This is a genomic window from Aminobacter anthyllidis, assembly GCF_018555685.1.
GTDB classification, from domain to species: domain Bacteria; phylum Pseudomonadota; class Alphaproteobacteria; order Rhizobiales; family Rhizobiaceae; genus Aminobacter; species Aminobacter anthyllidis.
This window is the reverse complement of record NZ_JAFLWW010000008.1, coordinates 195605-217876: the sequence shown is the minus strand read 5'-3', so window position 1 is coordinate 217876 and position 22272 is coordinate 195605. Positions and strand designations below refer to the sequence as shown.

At 64.2% G+C, this 22272-nt stretch carries 18 protein-coding genes; 6 read left to right on the top strand and 12 right to left on the bottom strand.

Going from position 1 to position 22272, the window contains the following annotated elements; all coding sequences use genetic code 11:
• Window positions 1–398: 398 nt before the first annotated feature.
• From J1C56_RS25005 to J1C56_RS24995, 3 genes are read left to right on the top strand one after another with little or no spacing between them, the layout of a single operon-like run.
• Entirely contained in the window at window positions 399–2288 is a 1890-nt protein-coding gene (locus J1C56_RS25005; RefSeq protein ID WP_420797431.1) for a type I secretion system permease/ATPase, read from the top strand.
• A 12-nt stretch (window positions 2289–2300) separates the two neighbouring features.
• Window positions 2301–3644 carry an HlyD family type I secretion periplasmic adaptor subunit gene (locus tag J1C56_RS25000; RefSeq protein WP_214392709.1) on the top strand — a complete coding sequence of 448 codons (1344 nt, stop codon included), beginning with the start codon at window positions 2301–2303 and terminating at the stop codon, window positions 3642–3644.
• Window positions 3645–3659: 15 nt separating this feature from the next.
• Entirely contained in the window at window positions 3660–5303 is a 1644-nt protein-coding gene (locus tag J1C56_RS24995; RefSeq protein WP_246591907.1) for a GNAT family N-acetyltransferase, read from the top strand.
• A gap of 37 nt (window positions 5304–5340) precedes the next feature.
• Here the strand turns inward: J1C56_RS24995 and J1C56_RS24990 are convergent, their stop codons facing one another.
• From J1C56_RS24990 to J1C56_RS24935, 12 genes are all read right to left on the bottom strand, one after another.
• Window positions 5341–6147, bottom strand: a complete 807-nt coding sequence (locus J1C56_RS24990; RefSeq protein WP_214392708.1) for a 3-methyl-2-oxobutanoate hydroxymethyltransferase — start codon at window positions 6145–6147, stop codon at window positions 5341–5343.
• 40 nt (window positions 6148–6187) lie between these two features.
• Window positions 6188–7000, bottom strand: coding sequence for a 5-deoxy-glucuronate isomerase (iolB, locus tag J1C56_RS24985; protein WP_214392707.1), 813 nt, complete (start codon window positions 6998–7000; stop codon window positions 6188–6190).
• A gap of 4 nt (window positions 7001–7004) precedes the next feature.
• Complete coding sequence (locus J1C56_RS24980; protein ID WP_214392706.1) at window positions 7005–7208, bottom strand: DUF3329 domain-containing protein; 204 nt, start codon at window positions 7206–7208, stop codon at window positions 7005–7007.
• A gap of 60 nt (window positions 7209–7268) precedes the next feature.
• Complete coding sequence (gene iolE, locus J1C56_RS24975) at window positions 7269–8186, bottom strand: myo-inosose-2 dehydratase (protein ID WP_214392705.1); 918 nt, start codon at window positions 8184–8186, stop codon at window positions 7269–7271.
• A 142-nt stretch (window positions 8187–8328) separates the two neighbouring features.
• Window positions 8329–10179 (bottom strand): 3D-(3,5/4)-trihydroxycyclohexane-1,2-dione acylhydrolase (decyclizing), encoded by a 1851-nt coding sequence (gene iolD, locus J1C56_RS24970; RefSeq protein ID WP_214392704.1) that lies wholly within the window; start codon window positions 10177–10179, stop codon window positions 8329–8331.
• 64 nt (window positions 10180–10243) lie between these two features.
• Entirely contained in the window at window positions 10244–12178 is a 1935-nt protein-coding gene (locus J1C56_RS24965; RefSeq protein WP_214392703.1) for a bifunctional 5-dehydro-2-deoxygluconokinase/5-dehydro-2-deoxyphosphogluconate aldolase, read from the bottom strand.
• Between the two features lie 170 nt (window positions 12179–12348).
• A complete protein-coding gene (iolG, locus tag J1C56_RS24960; RefSeq protein ID WP_214392702.1) occupies window positions 12349–13344 on the bottom strand; it encodes an inositol 2-dehydrogenase in 996 nt (331 codons plus the stop codon).
• Window positions 13345–13444: 100 nt separating this feature from the next.
• Window positions 13445–14488, bottom strand: coding sequence for an ABC transporter permease (locus tag J1C56_RS24955; protein WP_214392701.1), 1044 nt, complete (start codon window positions 14486–14488; stop codon window positions 13445–13447).
• A 28-nt stretch (window positions 14489–14516) separates the two neighbouring features.
• Entirely contained in the window at window positions 14517–16055 is a 1539-nt protein-coding gene (locus tag J1C56_RS24950) for a sugar ABC transporter ATP-binding protein (protein ID WP_214392700.1), read from the bottom strand.
• Between the two features lie 96 nt (window positions 16056–16151).
• Window positions 16152–17090: a substrate-binding domain-containing protein gene (locus tag J1C56_RS24945; RefSeq protein WP_214392699.1), complete on the bottom strand. Its 939-nt coding sequence runs from the start codon at window positions 17088–17090 to the stop codon at window positions 16152–16154.
• 312 nt (window positions 17091–17402) lie between these two features.
• Complete coding sequence (locus tag J1C56_RS24940) at window positions 17403–18218, bottom strand: TIM barrel protein (RefSeq protein ID WP_214392698.1); 816 nt, start codon at window positions 18216–18218, stop codon at window positions 17403–17405.
• Between the two features lie 141 nt (window positions 18219–18359).
• A complete protein-coding gene (locus J1C56_RS24935; RefSeq protein ID WP_214392697.1) occupies window positions 18360–19391 on the bottom strand; it encodes a LacI family DNA-binding transcriptional regulator in 1032 nt (343 codons plus the stop codon).
• Between the two features lie 161 nt (window positions 19392–19552).
• Here J1C56_RS24935 and J1C56_RS24930 point away from each other — a divergent pair, with 161 nt between their 5' ends.
• From J1C56_RS24930 to J1C56_RS24920, 3 genes are read left to right on the top strand one after another with little or no spacing between them, the layout of a single operon-like run.
• On the top strand, window positions 19553–20641 hold the full coding sequence (locus J1C56_RS24930; protein ID WP_214392696.1) for a fatty acid desaturase family protein: 1089 nt from the start codon (window positions 19553–19555) through the stop codon (window positions 20639–20641).
• A 23-nt stretch (window positions 20642–20664) separates the two neighbouring features.
• Window positions 20665–20979 (top strand): MocE family 2Fe-2S type ferredoxin, encoded by a 315-nt coding sequence (locus J1C56_RS24925; RefSeq protein WP_192568930.1) that lies wholly within the window; start codon window positions 20665–20667, stop codon window positions 20977–20979.
• Window positions 20980–20983: 4 nt separating this feature from the next.
• Window positions 20984–22216: an NAD(P)/FAD-dependent oxidoreductase gene (locus tag J1C56_RS24920; RefSeq protein WP_246591904.1), complete on the top strand. Its 1233-nt coding sequence runs from the start codon at window positions 20984–20986 to the stop codon at window positions 22214–22216.
• Window positions 22217–22272: the final 56 nt, after the last annotated feature.

The window sequence follows — 22272 nt, the reverse complement described above, 5'->3', positions numbered from 1 at the left end:
ACGACGCTGCCGGCGACAAGGCGGCGGCTCAGGCCAGCCCGGCAGAACGCAAGCCGCCGGAGGCCCCGGCACCTGCGCCGCAAGCTCCCCAGGCGAGCGCCAGGACCGCGCACGCGCAGCAGCCATCCCAGAGGCCTTCAGAGCCCTCGATCATACCTCCGGAGCGGAGCGCCACGGCTCAACGCCCCCCAGCGTCTGCCCCCGCCGAAACAGCGCCCGGCACGCCGCCCAAACCGGCTCAGCGTGCAGCTCCGGAGGAACCCACTGCCGCGCCCCAATCCCAGGCTGCGGCTCCTCAAGCTAGGCCAGCGCCCAAGGAGGCGCCACAACCGGCGGCATCAGCTTCCCCGGCCCCCGACATGCGGGTAAGCGAACCGCAAGGGCCGGCAAAGCCTGAAATGAAGGACACGTCGATGCCGGTCGGCAAGGTGATCGACGCCGACAACGGGCCGATCAAGGCAAGGGAAAAACTGCCTGAAGCCAAAGGCCCGAACGGCGGCGACATCGACAGCGGCGGTGGTGGCGGCGGAGGCGGTGGCGGCGGCGGTGGCGTCTTCCACAAGCGCCTCGGCCCGGTCGATTTCTCAGCCTCGCTGAAGACCGGCCTCAGCGTCGTAAAGCGCAACCTGCTGATCGTCATGCTGTTCACGCTGGCCAGCAACGTTCTCGTGCTCGCAATCCCGCTCTATCTCTTCCAGATCTCCGATCGCGTGCTGACCAGCCGCTCGGTCGACACCCTGGTCATGCTGACGATCGTGATCGTCGGCGCCGTGATCCTCCAGGCGATGTTCGACGCGATCCGTCGCTTCATCCTGATGCGTACCGCCGTCGAGGTGGCCGCCCAGCTCGGCGCGCCGATCCTGAGTGCCGCGGCGCGCGCCGCGCTCCACAGCAACGGCCGTGAATACCAGACGCTCAGCGACCTCGGGCAACTGCGTTCATTCCTCGTCTCGGGCACCTTGCTGTCCCTGCTTGATGCCCCACTCGCTCCGTTGTTCGTTCTTGCCGTGTTTCTCGTGCATCCGCATCTCGGCTTCATCGTCGTCACATCGGCGTTGCTGTTGCTCCTGATCACCATCGTCAACCAGCGATCGACTGCTGCCTCCTTCAGCGAAGCCAATTCGTACCAGAGCAAGGCCAACCTGCATCTCGACTCGATGTCGCGGAATTCGCAGATCATCAACGCGCTCGCCATGATCCCCGAGGCTGTCCGCATTTGGGGCAAGGACACTGCCGGCTCGCTCAGGGCGCAGGTTCTCGCACAGGACCGCAACATCGCCTTCGCCGCGATATCCAAGGCGGTCCGGCTACTCACCCAGGTCACCATGCTCGGCTGGGGCGCGCATCTCGCACTGGATGGCCATCTCAGCGGCGGCATGGTCATCGCCGCGTCGATCATCGCCGGCCGCGCGCTCGGCCCGATCGAGGGCGCCATCGAAGGCTGGAACCAGGTCGTGCAGTCGCGTGCCGCCTACGGCCGCATTGCCAGCCTGCTGCAAAGCTCGCCGCTCAACTTCGAACGGCTCAACCTGCCGCGTCCGGAAGGCCGGCTCGACGTCGAACGCCTGCTGTTCGTGCCCCAGGGCACCAAGCGGGTCGTGCTCAACGGCATCACCTTTGCGCTGGCCCCCGGCGACTCCCTTGCCATCATCGGCAATTCGGGCGCCGGCAAGACCACGCTCGGCAAAATGCTGGTCGGTTCTATCCTGCCGACGTCAGGCAATGTGCGCCTCGACCTGATGGACCTGCGCAACTGGGATCAGCGCCAGTTCGGCGAGAACATCGGCTATCTGCCGCAAGACGTTCAACTGTTCCCCGCATCGATCAAGGCCAACATCGCCCGCATGCGCGACGACGCCAGCGACGCCGATATCTACCAGGCGGCACAGCTCGCCGACGTGCACGAAATGATCTCCACCTTGCCGCATGGCTACGAGACATTCGTCGCCGCCGACGGCGCGCCTCTTTCGGGCGGCCAGAAGCAGCGCATCGCACTGGCGCGCGCGTTCTTCGGCAATCCGCGAATGGTCGTGCTCGACGAGCCGAACTCCAACCTCGACGCGGCCGGTGACGTGGCGCTCGCGCGCGCGCTTCAGCACGCCAAGGAAAACAAGATCACCGTCATCACCATCACGCAACGGCCGGCACTGCTGCACAGCGTCGACAAGATTCTGCTCCTGGTGAACGGAACGGTCGCCCTGTTCGGTCAGCGGCAAGACGTGCTGCAGGCGCTTGCCCAGCGGGGGTTGAGCATCGAGGGCGGTTCGTTCGGCCACCAGATTCCGTAAGGGGACAAAGTCATGAGCGACACGGCAATCGTAAAGGTCCATGACCTCGAATGGTACGCCGACGTGCCGCGCTCGATCGCCAAGCAGACCAAGATCGGTCTCTTGCTGATCTTGGTCACCTTCGGCGGTTTCGGCACCTGGGCGCTCACCGCTCCGCTCGCCGCGGCCATCATCGCGCAGGGTTCATTCGCCGCCGCCGGCCAAAACAAGGTCGTCCAGCATCTGGAAGGCGGCATCATCAAGGAATTGCTGGTCAGCGAAGGTGACGTCGTCACCTACGACCAGCCTCTCGTCCGCCTCGATGAAACGGCAGCAGAAGCCAGCGAGCGTCAGCTCTTCCTGCGCCAGGTCCGCCTCGATGCCATCGCCGCGCGGTTGCACGCCGAGATCAGTGGCGCTCCCAGCATATCCTTCCCCAGCAACGTCAGCGACAACATCGACGATCCGGAGATCAAGCCGATCGTCGACGGTCAGCAGCTGAATTTCACCGCCGCACGCGGCAAGCTTCAGAGCGAGATCGGCCTGCTGCAACAAAACATAGCAGCCTACCGCTACCGCGCCGACGGCTATCAGCAACAGCATGACGCGGTGCAACGGCAGCTGGCTTTGATGAAGGAAGAGTATGCCGGCAAGAAGTCGCTGCTCGACAAGGGACTGCTCCGGGCTACCGAAATCAAGGCTATCCAGCGCGCCATGGCCGATGCCGAGGGGCAGATCGGTCGACTCGCCGCCCAGGTCTCTGAAATCGGCGCCGAGGTGATCAAGCTCGACCAACAGATCAAGCAGACAGAGGAAGCCTACAAGCAGGCCGCGCTCGAGCAATTGCAGAACCTCGAGGGCGACCTCGATACCATCCGCGAGCAGCTTCGCCAGGCCAAGAGCATCCTCAGCCGTGTGACAATCAACGCACCGGTCGCCGGCACCATCGTGCGCATGTATTACCACACATCAGGCGGCGTCATCGAAAGCGGCAAGCCGATCGTCGAGATCCTGCCGTCGGACGTGCCGCTGGTGATCGAGGCGCTGATCTCCCGCACCGACATCGACAGCGTCCGTGTCGGCCAGAAGGCAACGGTGCAGCTTACCGCCCTCAACCGGCGCACCACACCGGTGCTCGAAGGCCAGGTGATCTATGTCTCCGCCGACGCCCTTCCCGATACGTCGGGTCCGGTGGCACGCGAAGTCTATGTCGCCCGCGTCAGCCTGCCGGCGGACCAGATTTCGCGCGTCCACGGCTTCACGCCGACGCCCGGCATGCCGGCCGAGGTGCTGGTCCAGACCGAGGAGCGGACCTTCTTCAGATATCTGACCAAGCCGATCGCCGACAGCATGTCGCGCGCATTCATGGAGCGTTGAGCGAAGGGGGACGCCATGTCGTTGAGGGGGACAGAGATGCAGGTCGACGTCATTACCGATCTTGAAGTGCTGGCCAAGCTGCAGCAGGACTGGGAGCGCCTGTACAAGGCCGACCCGGAGGCACAGTTCTTCATCTCGTGGAACTGGCTGGTGCCCTACATGCGCGTCTACAAGGGCGCCTGGTTCGTGCTCGCCGCGCGCCTCGGCAATCCGGGATCACCCTATGTCGCGCTGATGCCGTTGCGCATGCGTACCCGCATGAGCGGCAAGACCGGCCTGTTCTTCAACGAGATCAGCATGGCCGGCAACAATGCCGCCGACTACACCGGCGCCATCTGTGATCCGGAGCATGCCGAAAAGGCGCTGCGGGCCTTCGGCCGCCATGTCGCCCAGATGGGCTGGGCGCGGCTCAATCTCGAAAACCTGCGCATGTCGCGCGAGCGCGTCTTCGCCTTCATCGGCCAGTTCTCGCGCGACATCTTCGCGATGCGCGAGTTCAGCCGCGTCAATGCGGCTGACAATGTCGACAACTGCCGCTGTTTCGCGGCCGCTCTGCCCGACACCTTCGACGGCTATCTCGACAATGTACTCAGCACCAACACCAGGCAGAAGCTTCGGCGCTTCCTGCGCAAGGTCGATGCGGGCGAACTGCGCATCACCCGTGCCGACGCAGACACCTACGAGCGCGACATCGACACGCTGCTTGAACTCTGGCGGGTGAAATGGGGCGCCCGCAAGGGCGATCGCCTGGCCGCCATCCTGCACAACAATCGCCGCGTGCTGCGAGACAGTTTCAAGAACGGCACGCTGTATCTGCCGGTCCTGTGGCAAGGCGACCGACCGCTGGGCGCCCTCGCCATCTTCGTCGACCCGGTCAAGAAGGCGTTGCTGTTCTTCATGGCCGGTCGGGACGAGACCGTAACCTCCATTCCCGCCGGCCTGATACTGCATGGCCACTGCATCAAGCTGGCTATCGAGAACGGCCTCACGACCTATGATTTCCTGCGCGGCGACGAGCCCTACAAATTTGCCTTCGGCGTGACCGAGAGCAAGATCAACTGCGCCCAGATCTACACCAAGAGCGGGCGCAATGCCGGCGACCGTCTCGATCCTCGTTCGCTCAACTCCATTTTTGCCGAGGTCACGCGCTTCCATCAGCAGGGGCAACTGGCAAAAGCGGAGAACGGATACCGCCAGATCCTTGCCAGCGATGCCACCCATTCCCGCACGCTCTATGGCATCGGCCAGCTATTGTCGGCCAAGGGCGAGCACCGCGAGGCACTGGCGCATTACCAGACGCTCGCGACTACGGTGCCGACATCGACCAAGGCATGGCTCAGGGTGGGATTGGAGTTGCAGGCCCTGTCCCGGCACATCGAGGCCGCTGATGCGTTCCGCAAGGTGCTGTCGCTCGCACCCGATTTCGCCGGAGCCGAGTTCTCGCTGGCCAAGAGCCTCGCCGCGCTGGAGCGCAGCGAAGAAGCCATCGAAACACTGGAAGCATTGGAGCACAAGCTCAAGGCCGCATCGCGCGACGACACGCTGCTGGCCAAGACCAGGATCATGCTCAAGCGACTGAAACTGGAAACTCGGCCGAGCTACATCATGCTCAATCCGGATCGGAAGCCGGTGACGCGAGTTCTGAGTACGGCGCTTTAGACGCCGATATGCGAACCGCCTTCCGGAGCGGGCAGGCCTAGGCCTGCCCGCTCAGAAATTCCTCGAACCTGCGCAACTCCCCGGCGTCGATGCCGACCATGTGGCTGGTCGCCGGATACGCGCCGCTGGCGATGTCGCCGGCATATTCCCTGAACGCTGCAATCCGCTCCTGCTGGATGCGGTCATACTCCACAGCCAGGTTGCGATAGACCTTGGCGTGGCGCGGAGTGTGGCCGCGATTGAGCCCGAGCACATCTTCGGCAAACAGATATTGCGCGTCGCAGCCAGCACCCGCTCCCATCGAGATCAACACCAGCGAGGTGCGCTTCGAGATCGCCGCCGCAACCTCAGCCGGCACCACCTCGATCTCGGCCGCAAACGCGCCGGCATCCTCGAGATCCTTGACCTGCTTCCACACCAGCGCCGCCGTCTCGGCGGTCTTGCCAACTGCCCTGAAGCCGCCGGTCCAGGTCGAATGCGTTGGGATCAGCCCGACATGGCCGCAGACCGGGATATGCTCGTCGCGCAGCCGGCGGATCGTCTTGAGGCTCGCCGAGCAATAGACGGCGTCGGCGCTCGCAGCCCTGAGCTTGACCGCCGTCCGCAGGATCTCGCTACTCGTCGCCCCCATCATGCCGTATTCGTCGCCGGGCACGGCAAAGCAGGTCGGTGCTGCGTCACGAAAACGCGGATCGAGCATCAGCGCATAGGTCAACGACAGAAGATCGATGCCGGCACGCTCGGCGGCCTCCGCCTCCTCCAGCGTCGTCACCCTGAGCTTCGACAGTTGCCGTTTGCCTTTCAGCGCGCGCAAATCCGCGACCGTTGGCCTGTTGCGTGCCATCGTTTCTTCCTTCGCTCTGGAATGCGGAAACTGCCCGGCTTTACGCCTTCAGCAGCCACTCATGCTCTTTGGCGTTGTGGAACTTCCACGTCCGCTTCGGCCCGGCCATGACATTGAGATAATAGAGGTCGTAGCCGTGGCAGGCCGCGCACGGATGATAGCCCTTGGGCACCAGCGTCACGTCGCCGTCCTCCACCGCCATCGCCTCGTCGAGCTCGCGATGGCCGGCATCGTTGAACTCGGTATAGACGCGCTGGAAGGCGAAACCCTGTGGCGGGTTGAGCCGGTGATAATAGGTCTCCTCCAGCAGCGATTCAGCGGGAAGGTTGTCCTGGTCGTGCTTGTGCGGCGGATAGCTCGAGGTGTGGCCGCCCGGTGTGATGACCTCGACCACCAGCAGCGAATCCGCGGGCTCGCCTTCCGGCAGGATGTTGGTGACGTAGCGCGTGTTGGTGCCCTTGCCGCGTGTCTCCTGCTTGACGTCATCCGGCCCGATCACCCGCACCGGCAGGTTGCCGCCAAGCCCGGGTGCTGTGCACACGGCGAGCTCGACATTGGTTTCGGCGCGTACCGACCAGTCGCCGCCCGCCGGCACGTAGACCGACCACGGCCTGCCTTCGAAAGGCGACATGCGCTCGCCCAGCGTGCCGAGATCGTCTTCACCGACCCGGACATGCGCCTTGCCCGTGACCAGCACCAGGCAGGTCTCGCGGTCGGCCGTCCAGTCGCCGAACGTGTCCCCCGGTTCGAGCTTGTGCAGGTCGAAGCCGACATAGGTCCAGCCGGCGCTTTCGGGCGTCACATGGGTGACGCGTCCGGTGCCATGCTTGGGCTTGATCAGAAGTCTGGACATCGTCTCACTCCTTGCCGGCTTCGCCATCGGCGTCAGGCTTGTAGGCGATCAGGAACTGGTAGGCGCCGACGGCCGCCATGCCGCCGGCGAGCGTTCCCCAGAAAGCCGATCCGGTGACGAACTCGAAGATCGACCAGGCAGCGCAGAACGCAACCAGCGCAATGCGCCGCCACAACGGCTTCAGGAACGGATGGTTCTGATCCTGCATCAAATGCTCGCTGCCTCGCCGATCAACATCCGCGGATCGTAGCTGGCAAGAACGCCACGCTCAAGCATTGGGAAAACCTTGCGTCTCCACCGTGTAGCCGGCGGCGGTCATCACCCGCATCAGCTCGGCATGGCCGACCTCGGCCATCTTCAGCGGCGGGTTCTTCCTGGGGTCCTGCTCGGCCTCGACAACGAACCAGCCCTCATAGCCATGGTCGGCGAATTTCTGAACGATCTTGCCGAAGTCGAGCGAGCCGTCGCCAGGCACGGTGAAGGCGCCGAGCGCAACTGCATCGAGGAACGACTGCTTCGTCCAGTCAAGCGCGGCAATGACGTCCATGCGCACGTCCTTCACATGCACATGGTTGATGCGCTTGTGATGCTTGTCGATGGCGCGCAGCACGTCGCCGCCGGCAAAGGCGAGGTGGCCGGCGTCGAGCAGCAGCGGGATGCCCTCGCCCGAATGCTTCATGAAAGCGTCCAGCTCGTGCTCGAACTGCACCACCGCCGCCATATGGTGATGATACGACAGCGGCATGCCTTGTTCCGCGCACCATTCGCCGAACGCGGTCAGCTTGCGGGCATAGGTCTTCATCTCGTCGTCAGAGAGCACTGCCTTGCCGGCAAGCGGCTTCGAACGGTCGCCCTGGATCGAACGGCCGACCTCGCCATAGACGATGCAGGGTGCATCGACCGCCTTGAACAGGTCGATCATCGGCTGGATGCGGTCTTTGTTGGCTGCGAGCTCCTCATTGACCAGCGTGCCCGAGAACCAGCCGCCGCACAGCGTGACGTCGGCCTTCTTCAGGATCGGCAGCATCTCGCCTGGCGTGCTTGGGAAACGGCGGCCCTGCTCCATGCCGGTGAAGCCTGCCGAACGCGACTGGCGCAGGCATTCCTCCAGCGACACATCATCGCTCAGTTCGGCAAGATCGTCGTTCCACCACGCGATGGGGGACATGCCCAGTTTGGCTTTCACGTCAGTTCTCCATTCTTACCTCCCCCTTGGGGGGAGGTCGCGCCGCAGGCGCAGGTGGGGATAATGATGAAAGAGCGCGACGCCGGGCACCCCCACCCCGTCGCTTCGCGCTGACCCTCCCACAAGGAGGAGGGCAAACTCCTCAGTCTCCAACCCGCTGCAGCTTGAGCTTCTCCTCATAGCCCATGCGGGCGGCATTCACTTCGGCACGGACGCTCACCTCGGGCACCGCCACATCCCACCAATGGCCACCCTCGCCGGTCGAGATCAGCGGGTCGGTGTCGATCAGCACCACCGTCGTCCGGTCGCTCTTCCGCGCCCGGCCGAGCGCTGCCTCGAAATCGGCGATAGACGATGCCTTTTCGGCGTTTGCGCCAAGGCTCTTCGCATGCGCCACAAAGTCGATGTCAGGCAGCACCTCGTGGCGGCTGTCGCGGAGCAGGTTGTTGAAGTTGGCGCCGCCGGTCGCCATCTGGAGCCGGTTGATGCAGCCATAGCCGCGGTTGTCGAGCAGCACGATGGTGAGCTTCAGGCCAAGCATGACAGAGGTTGCGATCTCCGAATTCAGCATCAAATAGGAGCCGTCGCCGATCATGATGACGACTTCCCTGTCGGGCCGCGCCATCTTGGCACCCAGCCCGCCGGCGATCTCGTAGCCCATGCAGGAAAAGCCGTATTCGGAATGGTAGGAACCCGGGCTGCCCGCCTGCCACAGCTTGTGCATTTCGCCCGGCAGGCCGCCGGCGGCATGCAGCACGATGACCTCGCTGCCCAGCGTGCGCTGCACCGCCCCGATCACCTGCGCGTCCGACGGCAGCGCGACGTTGGTCGCCGCCGTCACCTTGGCCGCAGCCTTGCGCCATTCGACCTTGCCCGCCTTCGCGTTCTCGGTCCAGGACGCTGGCGCCTTGTAGCCGGCCACCGCAGCACCTAGCTCGACGAGCCCTTCCCGTGCGTCGGCCACCAGCGGCAGCGCACGGTGCTTGCCGGCGTCGAAGGGCTGCACATTAAGCCCGATGATGGTCTTGCCCGAATTCTTGAACAGCGACCACGAACCCGTGGTGAAATCCTGCAGCCGCGTGCCGACCGCCAGCACCACATCCGCTTCCTCGGCGAGCCTGTTGGCAGCGGCCGTTCCGGTCACGCCGACCGCCGCCATGTTCAGCCCATGTTCGTCGGTCAGCGCCGACTTGCCGCCCTGCGTCTCGCAGACCGGGATGCCGGTGGCCTCGACGAAGCGGTCGAGTTCCGCCGAAGCGCCGGAATAGAGGACACCGCCGCCGGCGACGATCAGCGGCTTCTTCGCCGACTTCAGCACCTCGGCCGCGGTCGCGAGTTCGTCACGGTCCGGACGCGGCCGGCGCGGCGTCCACACGCGCTCGGCAAAGAAGCTCTCGGGATAGTCATAGGCCTCGGCCTGCACGTCCTGGCACAGCGACAGCGTCACCGGCCCGCATTCAGCCGGATCGGTCAGCACCTGCATTGCGCGTGCCAGCGCCGGGATGATCTGCTCGGGCCGCATGATGCGGTCGAAATAGCGCGACACCGGGCGGAAACAGTCATTGACTGAAACCGTGCCGTCGCCGAAATCCTCGACCTGTTGCAGCACCGGGTCAGGCACGCGGTTGGCGAACACGTCACCGGGCAGCAGCAGCACCGGCAGGCGATTGACGTGGGCAAGTGCCGCCGCCGTCACCATGTTGACCGCGCCCGGGCCGATGGAACTGGTCGCCGCCATCATTCGCTGGCGGAAATTGGTCTTGGCGTAGGCAATCGCCGCATGCGCCATCGCCTGCTCGTTATGGGCGCGATAGGTCGGCAGCTCCTCGCGCACCTGGTACAGCGCCTCGCCGATGCCGGCGACATTGCCGTGGCCGAAGATCGCCCAGACGCCACCAAACAACGGCACCATCCTGCCGTCGATAACTGTCATCTGCCGCGTCAGGTAGCGCGTCAGCGCCTGCGCCATGGTCAGGCGAACGGTGTTGGTCATCGTCTTCTCCTCCCGCTGCAGCGGCGCATCCGGGATGCCGGCCTCGCTTCAGCTGTCTTTCGATTTATGCCGCCCGACGGTCCCGTGCCGCAAGCCATGCCTTGGTCAGCTGTTCGAAGCGCTGGGCCATATCGTCGACCGCCGCCTGGTCGTTCATCCGGCCGGCCAGCCACTCTTCCGCCGCATGAGCGAAGATGCTGCGTCCGACGGCGAAGCCCTTGACTACGGATGCGTCGGCGGTCGCCGCGAACGCCACTTCCAGTTCAACCAGCGGCGCCTCGAGACCGAGCAGCACGACGCCCCGGCAATAAGGGTCGCTGTCGGTGATGACCGCCTCGATCTTCTTCCATGCTGCAGCCGACGCCTGCGGCTCGAGCTTCCACCAGTCGGGCTTGATGCCGAGCGCGTAGAGCTCTTCCAGGGCACGCGGAATGGTGTTTTCGTCTAGCTTGCCGTGCTTGCCGGCGATGATCTCGATCAGAAGTTCGCGGCCGACTTTCCGAGCCGCCTCGAACAAAGTGCGCAGCTTCTGCTGCTGTTCGGTCTTGAGTTCGGCCGGATCGTCAGGGTGGTAGAAGCACAGGCACTTGATGGTGTGATCGACAGGCCATTCGACAAGCTGCGAGCCCATGTCCTGCGAGAACTCAAAGCGCAGCGGCCGAGAACCCGGCAGTTCCACCGGACGCCCCATCCAGGCAAAGGGGTGCCGCGCGAATTCGAACATCGCCTCGCGGCCATGCTTCTCGTCGATCAGCATGCCGTAGCCGTCGCGGCCGCCGGCAACCTTGGCGGCGGCCTTGACCGCCAGCACCTTGAAGTCGCGGATGCGCGCCGGGTCGGCGCCAACGCGCTCGGCAATGTCTTCCAGCTGCAGGCGGTGGTCGCAGGCAAGCGCCATCATCGAGGGGATCTCGCTGCGCCGCGTCGTTGCCCAATGAACGTGGTTGATCGCCTCGTCCTTGCGCAGCGCGCGCAGCTTGCTGCCGTTCTTGAGGAAGAATTGCAGCTCCTCGAAGGTCGGAATCTCCGGCGAGCACAGCAGCCGCGACACGGCGAAGGCGCCGCAGGCATTGGCCCAGGTCGCCGACGTCGCGAGGCTTTCGCCGCCGAGCCAGCCGCGCAGGAAACCCGACATGAAGGCATCGCCCGCGCCCAGCACGTTGTAGACCTCTATCGGAAAACCCTTGCCGACGATGCCGGCTTCGAGGTCGTCTGAGATCGGCCCGTCATAGACGATGCAGCCCATCGGCCCGCGCTTGAGCACGATTGTCGCGTTCGACAGCGCCCGGATGGTCTTCAGCGCGTCCAGAAGCTCGCCTTCGCCAGAGGCGATCATAACCTCTTCTTCGGTGCCGACGATCAGGTCGCAATCGGCCAGCACGCCCTTGAGGTGGTTGGAAACGGCGTCGGACGCGATATAGCGGCTTTCGCCCGCCGCATGGCCGGCCAGCCCCCACAGGTTCGGGCGGTAGTCGATGTCAAACACCACCTTGCCGCCGGCCGCCTTGATCAGCCGCATCGCCTTGCGTTGCGCGGCGTCGGTGGAGGGCCGCGAAAAATGCGTGCCGGTGACGACGATCGCCCTGGCCGAACGGATGAAGTCAGGGTCGATGTCGTCTTCGACAAGCGCCATGTCGGCGCAGTTCTCACGGTAGAAGATCAGCGGAAAGGTGCGGTCGTTCTCGACCGACAGCAAGACAAGTGCGGTCAGCCGCTCCTTGTCCGTCACCAGCCCTTTGTCGGAAACGCCCTCGCGCAGCATCTGCTCGCGGATGTAACGGCCCATGTGCTCGTCGCCGACGCGTGTCAAAAGCGCCGAACGCAGGCCGAGCCGGGCCGTGCCAATGGCGATGTTGGCCGGGCAGCCGCCGACCGACTTGGCGAAGGAGGCGACATCCTCGAGCCGCGAACCGGTCTGCTGGCCGTAGAGATCGACCGAGGCGCGGCCGATGGTGATGACGTCGAGCAGCAGTGTGGGCTGGGTATTGGGATCTACCATGTGTTCCTCCCGGTCGCTCCGCCGCGCCGGCCTGCCTCGCGTGAATTGCAACAGGCCAAACAATGAAATTTCAATTCCACAAATCAGTCAATCGGAATGTTCATTCCTTCGACGGATTGTGCTTCGCCACCCCTCGCCTGCTGAGGCCGAGGGGCGGCTTTGCCGTGCACTCAGCCCTTGAGGCGGACCGTCTTGCCTTCCTTGGCAGATTTCAGTGCGGCATCGGCAAGCTGCAGCGCGATCAGCCCGTCGCGGCCGCTTGGCGAAACCTTGGCGCCCTTGGTCACGGAGGCGACGAAGGCGGCGATCTCGGCGGCATAGGCCTCGGTGTAGCGGGTCATGAAGAAGTCGTGCAGCGGCGGGCGCGTATAGCCCTTGCCGTTGGCGACCTCGATCGACACGGCGCGCTGGTTTTCGGCCGCCACCATGCCGTCCGAACCATGCACCTCGATGCGCTGGTCATAACCATAGGTGGCGCGGCGCGAATTGGTGATCACGCATTGCTGGCCGCTCGCCGTCTCCAGGATGACGCTGACGCTGTCGAAATCGCCAAGCTCGCCGATTTTCTTGTCGACAAGCACCGACGCGGTCGCCGTCACCGCAACCGGCTCGGCACCGAGCAGGAAGCGCGCCATGTCGAAATCATGGATCGTCATGTCGCGGAAGATGCCGCCCGAGCGCGTGATGTACTCCGCCGGCGGCGGGCCTGGATCGCGCGAGGTGATCACTACCTGCTCGACCTTGCCGATGGCGCCGTCGTCGATCGCCTTGCGCACGGCGGCGAAATGCGGATCGAAGCGCCTGTTGAAGCCGACCATCAGCGTGCCGCCGGCCTTCTCGACCACGGCGAGGCACTGTTCGACGCGCTTGGCATCGAGGTCGATCGGTTTTTCGCAGAACACCGCCTTGCCGGCGAGCACGAAACGCTCGATCAGGTCGGCATGGGTATCCGTCGGCGTGCAGATCACCACCGCATCGATGTCGGATGCTTCCTCGATCTGCTCGATCGAACGCACATCGCAGCCATAGGCGTCGGCCAGATCGTTCGCCGCTTTTTCGAACGCATCCGCTACCGCAACGAGCTTGGCCGAAGCATTGGACGCCACTGCCTTGGCGTGGACCTTGCCGATGCGGCCTGCGCCCAGGACACCAAACCGAACTGTCATGACAACCTCATTTCCGTGGCCCGCACCGTCCGGGCCTGCAATCTTGATCTGTAGGGATGGGGTCGCCCGCCGACGGGATGCCGGGCGGCCCTGTTTTTCTTCAAGCCTTCTTGCGCTTGTTCTGGCGGTGCTGGTCGATGATCACGGCCGCCACGATGATGATGCCCTTGATGATTTCCTGATAGTAGGCGCCAACCTTGAGGAAGGTGAAGCCCGAAGTCAGCACGCCGAGGATGATCGTGCCGATGACCGTGCCGGTGATGCGCCCGACGCCGCCCGACAGCGAGGTGCCGCCGATGACCGCCGCCGCAATGGCGTCGAGTTCGTAGGCGACGCCCATGCCCGGCTGGCCGGAGGCGGCGCGGGCGGCGGTCATCACCCCTGCCAGGCCCGAAAGCAGGCCGGCGATGGCATAGACCTTGATCAGGTGGCCGCCGATATTGATGCCCGAGACGCGCGCCGCCTGCGGGTTTGCACCGATGGCATAGGTGAATTTGCCGTAACGGGTATAGCCGAGTGCGATGTGGAAAATGACGGCGACGAGCAGGAAGACGATGACCGGCAGCGGCAGCGGAAAGCCCATGATGTTGAAGCTCTTGCCGAACCAGGTGAAGCTCTCGTCGAGCAGCGCCACCGGCTGGCCGAGCGTGTACCATTTGGCCAGGCCGCGCGCCGACACCATCATGCCGAGCGTGGCTATGAACGGCGGTATCTTGGTTCGGGCGATCAGCGAGCCGTTGACCATGCCGGCGAGCAGGCCAACGCCGAGGCCGGCCAGGATCGCCCATATCGGCGACATGTCGGTCAGCGAGGGATAGACGGCGCGCGGATTGGCGGATGTCTGCGCCAGGCTTGCCGCCACCATGGCGGCCAGGCCGACGACCGAGCCCGAGGACAGGTCGACGCCGGCGGTGATGATCACCTGCGTCACGCCAACCGCGATGATGCCGATCACCGACACCTGCAGGATGATGATCGACAGGCGCTGCTTGTTGGCAAGGAAACTGTCGCCGACGAATATCCAACCGAGAATTTCGAAGACGATGGCGATGCCGATCAGCACGCCGAGGATGGAAACCTCCGGCGGCAGGCGCTTCTTGCTTCCGATGACGTTTGCGGAACCCGCAATCTCGTTCGTCGACATGGTTCTTCCACCCTTGAGCTAATTGGCGTCAGTGCGACGCGAGTTCCATGATCTTGACCTGGCTGGCTTCGGCACGGTCGAGGAAGCCGGTGACACGGCCCTCGTGCACCACCATGATGCGGTCGCTCATGCCCAGAACCTCGGGCATTTCGGACGAGATCATGATGACCCCCACGCCCTGCCCCGCGAGCTTCGAGATCAGGCGATGGATTTCGGCCTTGGCGCCGACGTCGATGCCGCGCGTCGGCTCGTCCAGGATGAGGATTTTCGGCCTGGTCAAAAGCCAGCGCGCGATCAGCACCTTCTGCTGGTTGCCGCCGGACAGGTTGATGATCGGCTCGGCCATGTCGGGCGTCTTCACCCTGAGTGCCTGGCTGATCTCGACCGAATCCGTTCCAAGCTGCTTCTGTTGCACGAAGCCGTTCTTGACGTAGCCCGATTGCAGCACCGCCATCTGGGTGTTTTCCTGGATGTCGAGCAGGAGAAAACAGCCGGTTTCCTTGCGGTCCTCGGTCAGGAAGGCCATGCCGTGCTTCATGGCGGTCGCCGGACTGTCTATGCGCACGGTCTTGCCGAACAGCTCGATCGTGCCGCCATCAGCCGGTGTCACGCCGAAGATCGTCTCGGCGATGTTCGAGCGGCCCGAGCCGACAAGGCCGGCGATGCCGAGGATTTCGCCGGCACGCACGTCGAAGGAAACGTCGGTGAATACGCCCTTGAGCGTCAGCCCCTTGGCCGACAGCACGACGTCGCCGATCGGCACCTCTTCCTTGGGGAACATCTGGGTGATCTCGCGGCCGACCATCATGTGGATGATGTCGTCGCGGGTCACCTCGGTCGACGCCTTGGTGGCGATGTACTTGCCATCCCGGAACACTGAACACTCGTCGGCGATCTCGAACAGCTCGTTCATCTTGTGGGTGATGTAGATGATGCCTTTGCCCTGTTCGCGCAGGGCGCGGATGATGGTGAACAGGTGATCGACCTCGCGCTCGGTCAGCGCCGAAGTCGGCTCGTCCATGATCAGCACGTCGGATTCGTAAGACACCGCCTTGGCGATCTCGACCATCTGGCGGCTCGCGACACTCAGCGTGCCAACCTGGATGTCGGGATCGATGTCGATGTTGAGCCGCTTGAACAGCGCGACCGTCTTGCGCCGCATCTCGCCATGGTCGATGAAGCCGAACCGGCTTGTCGGCTCGCGCCGGATCCAGATGTTTTCCGCCACTGTCATCGGTGCCATCAGGTTGAGCTCCTGATGGATCATGGCGATGCCATGTTCGAGCGCATCGAGCGGGCCGCGCAGCTTGATGTCCTCGCCGCGCAGCTTGAAGCTGCCGGAATCGGGCGTGTAGATGCCGGCCACGATCTTCATCAGCGTCGACTTGCCGGCACCGTTCTCGCCCATCAGGGCATGCACGCTGCCACGCTTGAGGCGAAGCTGGACATTGTCGAGGGCGACGACACCCGGGAACTCCTTGCGGACGTTTTCGACCTCGAGAAGATAGCCGCCGTCCACCGCGGCACCGCCCGCAGGCGCCGCTTCCATCGTGCCAGTGTCTTGCATGATTGGTCCTCCCAGGCCGGCCCGACTTTTCGCGCGGGCGTGGTCCTTGTGGGGAAATGCGCCGCCGTTGGCCGACGGCGCATTGGTCAGATCATATCAGTTCTTGGTCGTGTACTTGTCCATATTCGCCGGGGTCACCAGCTCGAACGGAACCCACACAGGCGACGTCACCGCTTCGCCCTTGGCGAGCTTCATCGCCGTTTCGACTGCACCGCCGCCCTGTGCCGCAGCGTTCTGGAACACGGTCACGTCAAGGTCGCCGGCCTTCATGTAGGCGAGCGCTTCCTGGGTGGCGTCAACGCCGGCCACGATCACGCTCTTCATGTCCCAACCGGCCGCCTTCATGGCGTTGATCGCGCCGATCGCCATGTTGTCGTTGTTGGAAATAACGGCATCCGGCTTGTGGCCGGCGGCGATCCAGTTGGTCATCAGGTCCTGTGCCTTGACCGGATCCCAGCCGGCGGTCTGCTCGTCGATGACGTTCAGCTTGACGCCGCATTCGCTGCCGGCGTTCACGTCGTGGATGTCCTTTGTGCGCATCACGGCTGCCTGGTTGGCGAGGTCGCCGACCATGATCAGGATGCCCGCCTCGGTCTTGCCGGCTTCCTTCAGGATGCGGCAGACTTCCTTGGTTTCCAGCGTGCCGGAATCGACCTCGTTCGAGCCGACGAAGGCGCCCTTCGCACCCAGCGCGCCGACGTCGATCGGCTCGCGATTGACATAGACGATCGGAATGCCGGCGTCGTTGGCGAGCTTGGTCATCGGCCCGGTGGCCGAGGTATCGACCGGATTGACGATGATGGCATCGACCTTGGCGGCGATGAAGTTCTGGACCTGGCTGAGTTGCTTGTTGACGTCGTCGTCAGCGATTTCGATGACGACAGGCTGGCTGGCATCGGCCGCGGACTTCTCGATGCCCTTGCGCAGGACAGTCAGGAAGGTGTCCGAATTGGCCATGCTGACGCCGACGTCGCCGGCAAACGCAGAGCCGGCCATCAGCGCGGAAATGGCAGCGCCGAGCAAATACTTCTTCATGATTACTCTCCTCCACGAATGGTGCCCGGCTGCACCCCACAGTGCCGGAAGCCCGCGGCTGCGCCGAAGGGCTCATATCCACGGGCGCCACCATCGCTCCTCTGCGATGTACAAGTGCCGCCCGCCTCCCGATGGTGTCGACCCTGAATTCAGAATGTTCGGGCCGTGTTTTTATAATATGAAATGTTTATTCCATATTCCGCCCGAACGTCAAGCGATATTCCATTCCAGCGCGATCAATCTTGCGTACAAACGCAAAGAGGCCGGCCCGATGCGGCCGGCCTCTGGCTTTCCTGCGTTTGTGGAGCGCGATCAGACCCGCGAGCGGATGAATTCGATGCTCTGTGCCAACGCCGCCTGCGGGTCAGCGAGATGGTGCACGGCGGGCGAAAACGGCTCGAACGACAGCAGTCCGGAATAGCCGCCAGCAATCAGCGCCCGGATCTGCCCGACATTGTCGAGCCGGTCGCCGGCATCGACCAGGATTCGGTGCGGGTCGCGCATGTCGGCCACGCCGACAGCGGGATCGTCGACGCCGGAAATGTGCACCAGACCGGTCATTCCGGGGAAAATGTCGGGTTCGCCGGCGAGATGATGGTGGAACGTGTCATGCACAAGCCGGAAAACGTCGAGGCCGCCGACATCGGCTATCGCCGCGGCTGCCTCGCGCTTGGAGCGCAATGAACAGATCTCGAAACCAAGCGGCTCGACAAGGCCGCGCACGCCGCGGTCGCCGAGGATGGTCTTCAGTGCCGTCAGCGACTCCCTGACGTTGCGCTGGCGTTCGCCGTCCGCCTGCCCCGACCCGTCATTGACCGGTACAAGCACCAGAGCTGTGGCGCCGACGTCGCGGGCATAGTCGGCAAGCTCGATCGCTTCGGCTTGCCGTGTATCATTCCACTCGTTGAAACGCTGCAGCGCGTTGATGCTTGTAATGGATGTTCCATTTTCCGCGGCCAGGTCGCGAATGACCCCAGCGGGCGTACCGTCGAGGATGGCATTGCCGGCGAGATCATTGCGGATCTCGACGTCGCTGATACCGAGCTCGCGGCACAGCGCGAAGAACGCCGCCGGCTCCAGCCCGGGGGCCACCATATGGTTCAGCGCGAAAATGAGCTTGCTGGTCATGCCAATTTTCTCCTCCGGGATCGCGGCCGACAAGATGCGATATTTTCGTTCCAATCCTCCCAATAAATGGAATAGTCAATCCGGATAATGACAAGAATCCATCATTCTCTGATAGATTCGCATTTCCGGATGCATGATGGATCAGATGTTCTCAGGCAGGAAGATGTCGAAGGGCAGGAAAGTCTGCCCGGGAGCATTGGCTGCTCCTTCCTCGATTGCATGCGCCATCAACCCGACCAGCTCGCGGCACAATGGCGCCAGCGGCGTTGCGATCACCATGCCGGCCAGATTGTCGGCGAGAGCTGCGCGCGTGTCGACTGTGATCTCGTTGCAGACCAGTACCGGCAGCGGATCGGGCCTTGCCTGGCGCAGCGCGGAGATCGCCCCTTCGATGCCACCGCCAGCGACGTAGCAACCGACGAGGTCCTCATGCTGCCTGAGCAGACCCGCAACGACTTCCTGCGTGATCTCGCGGGACTCGTCGTTGACGATCGTCTCGATCAGCGTGAAATCAGGCGCGCGTTCGCGGAAGAAAGCGCGAAAACCGATCTCGCGCAGTTCGTGGCCATGGAAGCGGTGGCTGCCGACGAACAGCACCACCTTGCCTGGCCTGCGGGCGCATTTCGAGATCATCCAGGCAGCCGTGCGCCCGACCTTGAGATTGTCGATGCCGACATACCCCTCGCGAATGCCCGTGGCAAAGTCGGACAGCAGCGAGAATACGGGAATGCCGCGCTGCTTCAATTCGGCCACCGCAGCCGTCACGATCGGATGGTCGGGACTGACCAGTGCAACCGCATGGCAGCTCGCCGCCAGGCGCCGCAGCCTTTCCAGGATTTCTTCCGGCGCCAGCGTATCGGCGAATTCGATCGCCGCGGTGCCGCGGAAACCGGACGCCTGGGCGATCGCCTTTTCCAGCTCGTTGGCGAAGGCACGGTAGAACACATCCCTGGGGCGCAGCAGCAGGAAGCCGAGCCGATGCACCGGCAGCTCCTTGCGCATGCGCTGCGCGATCAACCCGGCGGCGTGATAGCCGATAGAGGTCGCCGCCTCATAGACGCGGCGCTGCGTTTCCTCGCGCACCGGCAAGCGCCCGTTCAGCACCCGGTCGATGGTGGCGACGCTGACGCCCGAGGCATGGGCGAGATCGGTGATGGTCGGGCGCTTGCTCATATCCGCTCCTGCAGCAGACGCCCACTATACTTCATCATGATAGAAAATGATAGAAACTATCATGCGATGATTGAAAAAATAGCATCATCGGTTACCATCCCTGCAGTGAACGATTTCCAGCACCCATCGCGGAACCGTTTCCGACTTCCAGGGAGAGAGCCATGACCGTGACGCCTTTGGCGCGCGACTACAGCCTTGTGGGAGAAAGCGCGCGCCGCGCCGTCGAGAGCGGCCTCGCCGCCGCCGAGTGGTACCACACCGACATTCCGCGCAAGCAGATGAAGGAGCTGATGCAGCGCTCCGACGGCCCGGCCATCCGCGACACGGCGATCTGGCTCGGCCTGCTCATCACATTTGGTGCTGCCGGGGCGGCACTTTGGGGCGGCTGGTGGTGCGTGCCGTTCTTCCTCTGCTACGGCGTGCTCTACGGTTCGGCCACCGACTCGCGCTGGCACGAATGCGGCCACGGCACCGCCTTCAAGACGCCTTGGATGAACGACGCGGTCTACCAGATCGCCTGCTTCATGATCATGCGCAATCCGGTGACCTGGCGCTGGAGCCACACCCGCCATCACACAGACACCGTCATCGTCGGCCGCGACCCCGAGATCGCGGTCATGCGCCCGCCGGACTTGCTGCGCGTGGTGCTCAACTTCTTCGGCCTGCTCGACGCCTGGCACGCCATGGTCGACATGGTCCGCAACGCATCAGGCGTGATCGGCGCCGACGAAAAGACCTTCATCCCCGAAAGCGAGCAGCCCAGGGCCATCCGCATCGCCCGCATCTGGCTCGCCATCTATCTGGTCACCATCGCGCTTGCCGTCTACCTCGGCTCGTGGCTGCCGCTGATGCTGGTCGGCCTGCCCCGCCTCTACGGCGCCTGGCATCACGTGCTCACCGGCCTGCTGCAGCATGGCGGCCTCGCCGACAACGTCACCGACCACCGCCTCAACAGCCGCACAGTGCTGATGAACCCGGTCAGCCGCTTCATCTACTGGAACATGAACTACCACGTCGAGCATCACATGTTCCCGATGGTGCCCTACCACGCGCTGCCCAGGCTGCACGCGATGATCAGGCACGACCTGCCGGCACCAAGCCCGTCGCTCTGGGCCGGCTACCGCGAGATGCTGCCCGCCTTCATCCGCCAGCTCCGCAACGAGGACTATTTCGTCAAGCGCGAACTGCCGCCAACGGCGCGGCCCTATCGCGAGGAGTTCCACAGCGAAACGGCGCTGGCCGCCGAATAGCCTTCAAACACAGGGAGAGAGACATGAGCGACTGGATCGAGGCCTGCGCGGCCGACGACATCGACGAGGAAGACGTCATCCGCTTCGACCATGCCGGGCGCACCTTCGCACTGTACCGCAGCCCGGAAGACGAATTCTTCGCCACAGACGGCCTGTGCACCCACGAGCAGATCCACCTGTCGCAAGGGCTGGTCATGGGCGACATCATCGAATGCCCGAAGCACAATGGCCGCTTCAACTACAAGACCGGCGCCGCCCGCGGCGCGCCTGTCTGCGTCAACCTCAGGACCTATCCGGTGAAAGTCGACGCCGGCAAGGTCTTCGTCCAGCTGGGTTGATACGATGTCGGCGGGAATGGTCATCATCGGGGCAGGCGAATGCGGCACGCGCGCTGCGTTCGCCCTGCGGGAAGCCGGCTACGACGGCGCCGTCACGCTGGTCGGCGCCGAAGCGCATCTCCCCTACGAGCGCCCGCCGCTGTCCAAGGACGCGATGGTCGCCCCCGAGGCGCCTTCCATCAAGGCCATATCAGATGCTGCCCGCCTCACCGAACACCGTATCGACCTGCTCGGCGCGACCTCGGCGACATCGATCGACCGCGCCAACCGCTCCGTCCGCCTGAGCAACGGCTCCGACCTCGACTACGACAAGCTGCTGGTCGCCACAGGCGCCACCCCCCGCAGGCTGCCGCTCTCCGGTCTTGGGCAGCGCTGCGTCTACCTCCGCACCTTCGACGACGCCCTCGCCATCCGTGCCCATCTACGCCAGGGCTGCCACGTCGCCATCATCGGCGGCGGCTTCATTGGCCTCGAACTCGCAGCATCCGCCCGCAGGCTCGGCGCCGACGTCACCATCATCGAGGCGCAACCGCGCATCCTGATGCGCGGCGTGCCGGAAGAAATCGCAACCATCGTCCACGAGGCGCATGCCGCCGAAGGCGTCGATATCGTCTGCGGCGACGGCATCGCTTCCATCAGCAACGACGGCACCTCCGTCCGCATCACGCTTGCAAGCGGCCTGCAGGTCACTGCCGATCTCGCCATCATCGGCATCGGCGCCGTGCCTGCCACGACGCTGGCCGAATCCGCCGGGCTGACCCTCAACAACGGCATCGCCGTCGACGCGCAGCTGCGCACCAGCGATCCAGATATCTTCTCCGCCGGCGACTGCTGCTCGTTTCCGCTGGCGATATACGACGACCGCCGCGTCCGGCTGGAGGCCTGGCGCAGTGCACAGGAACATGGCGCGCTCGCCGCCCGCAACATGCTCGGCGCCGAGGAAGCCCACGCCTGCGTGCCGTGGTTCTGGTCCGACCAGTACGGGCTCAGCCTGCAGATCGCCGGCCTGCCCGACGAAGGCGAAGACACCGTCCGCCGCGACCTCGACGACGGCGCCTTCATCCTGTTCCATCTCAAGGAAGATGGCCGGCTCGTCGCCGCCAGCGGCATCGGTCCGGGCAATGCTGTCGCGCGCGATATCCGCCTCGCCGAGATGCTGATCGCGAGGTCAGCACACCCCGATATCGGCGCGCTGGCCGCGCCGTCGGTCAAGCTCAAGAGCCTGCTTGCCGCCTAGGCAAAAGCCGCTTGAGAATCGTGCCGGTTTGCACGACGCTGCGCAGGGCCCGATGG

Bases quoted from the DNA above. Each gene is read 5' to 3' on its own strand.
- J1C56_RS24980 (WP_214392706.1), bottom strand. From the start codon at position 7,208: ATGCAGGATCAGAACCATCCGTTCCTGAAGCCGTTGTGGCGGCGCATT.
- J1C56_RS24965 (WP_214392703.1), bottom strand. From the start codon at position 12,178: ATGGTAGATCCCAATACCCAGCCCACACTGCTGCTCGACGTCATCACC.
- J1C56_RS24925 (WP_192568930.1), top strand. From the start codon at position 20,665: ATGAGCGACTGGATCGAGGCCTGCGCGGCCGACGACATCGACGAGGAA.
- iolG (WP_214392702.1), bottom strand. From the start codon at position 13,344: ATGACAGTTCGGTTTGGTGTCCTGGGCGCAGGCCGCATCGGCAAGGTC.
- J1C56_RS25000 (WP_214392709.1), top strand. From the start codon at position 2,301: ATGAGCGACACGGCAATCGTAAAGGTCCATGACCTCGAATGGTACGCC.
- J1C56_RS25005 (WP_420797431.1), top strand. From the start codon at position 399: ATGAAGGACACGTCGATGCCGGTCGGCAAGGTGATCGACGCCGACAAC.
- iolD (WP_214392704.1), bottom strand. From the start codon at position 10,179: ATGACCAACACCGTTCGCCTGACCATGGCGCAGGCGCTGACGCGCTAC.
- J1C56_RS24995 (WP_246591907.1), top strand. From the start codon at position 3,660: ATGTCGTTGAGGGGGACAGAGATGCAGGTCGACGTCATTACCGATCTT.
- J1C56_RS24930 (WP_214392696.1), top strand. From the start codon at position 19,553: ATGACCGTGACGCCTTTGGCGCGCGACTACAGCCTTGTGGGAGAAAGC.
- J1C56_RS24940 (WP_214392698.1), bottom strand. From the start codon at position 18,218: ATGACCAGCAAGCTCATTTTCGCGCTGAACCATATGGTGGCCCCCGGG.
- J1C56_RS24945 (WP_214392699.1), bottom strand. From the start codon at position 17,090: ATGAAGAAGTATTTGCTCGGCGCTGCCATTTCCGCGCTGATGGCCGGC.
- J1C56_RS24935 (WP_214392697.1), bottom strand. From the start codon at position 19,391: ATGAGCAAGCGCCCGACCATCACCGATCTCGCCCATGCCTCGGGCGTC.
- J1C56_RS24990 (WP_214392708.1), bottom strand. From the start codon at position 6,147: ATGGCACGCAACAGGCCAACGGTCGCGGATTTGCGCGCGCTGAAAGGC.
- J1C56_RS24950 (WP_214392700.1), bottom strand. From the start codon at position 16,055: ATGCAAGACACTGGCACGATGGAAGCGGCGCCTGCGGGCGGTGCCGCG.
- J1C56_RS24920 (WP_246591904.1), top strand. From the start codon at position 20,984: ATGTCGGCGGGAATGGTCATCATCGGGGCAGGCGAATGCGGCACGCGC.
- iolB (WP_214392707.1), bottom strand. From the start codon at position 7,000: ATGTCCAGACTTCTGATCAAGCCCAAGCATGGCACCGGACGCGTCACC.
- J1C56_RS24955 (WP_214392701.1), bottom strand. From the start codon at position 14,488: ATGTCGACGAACGAGATTGCGGGTTCCGCAAACGTCATCGGAAGCAAG.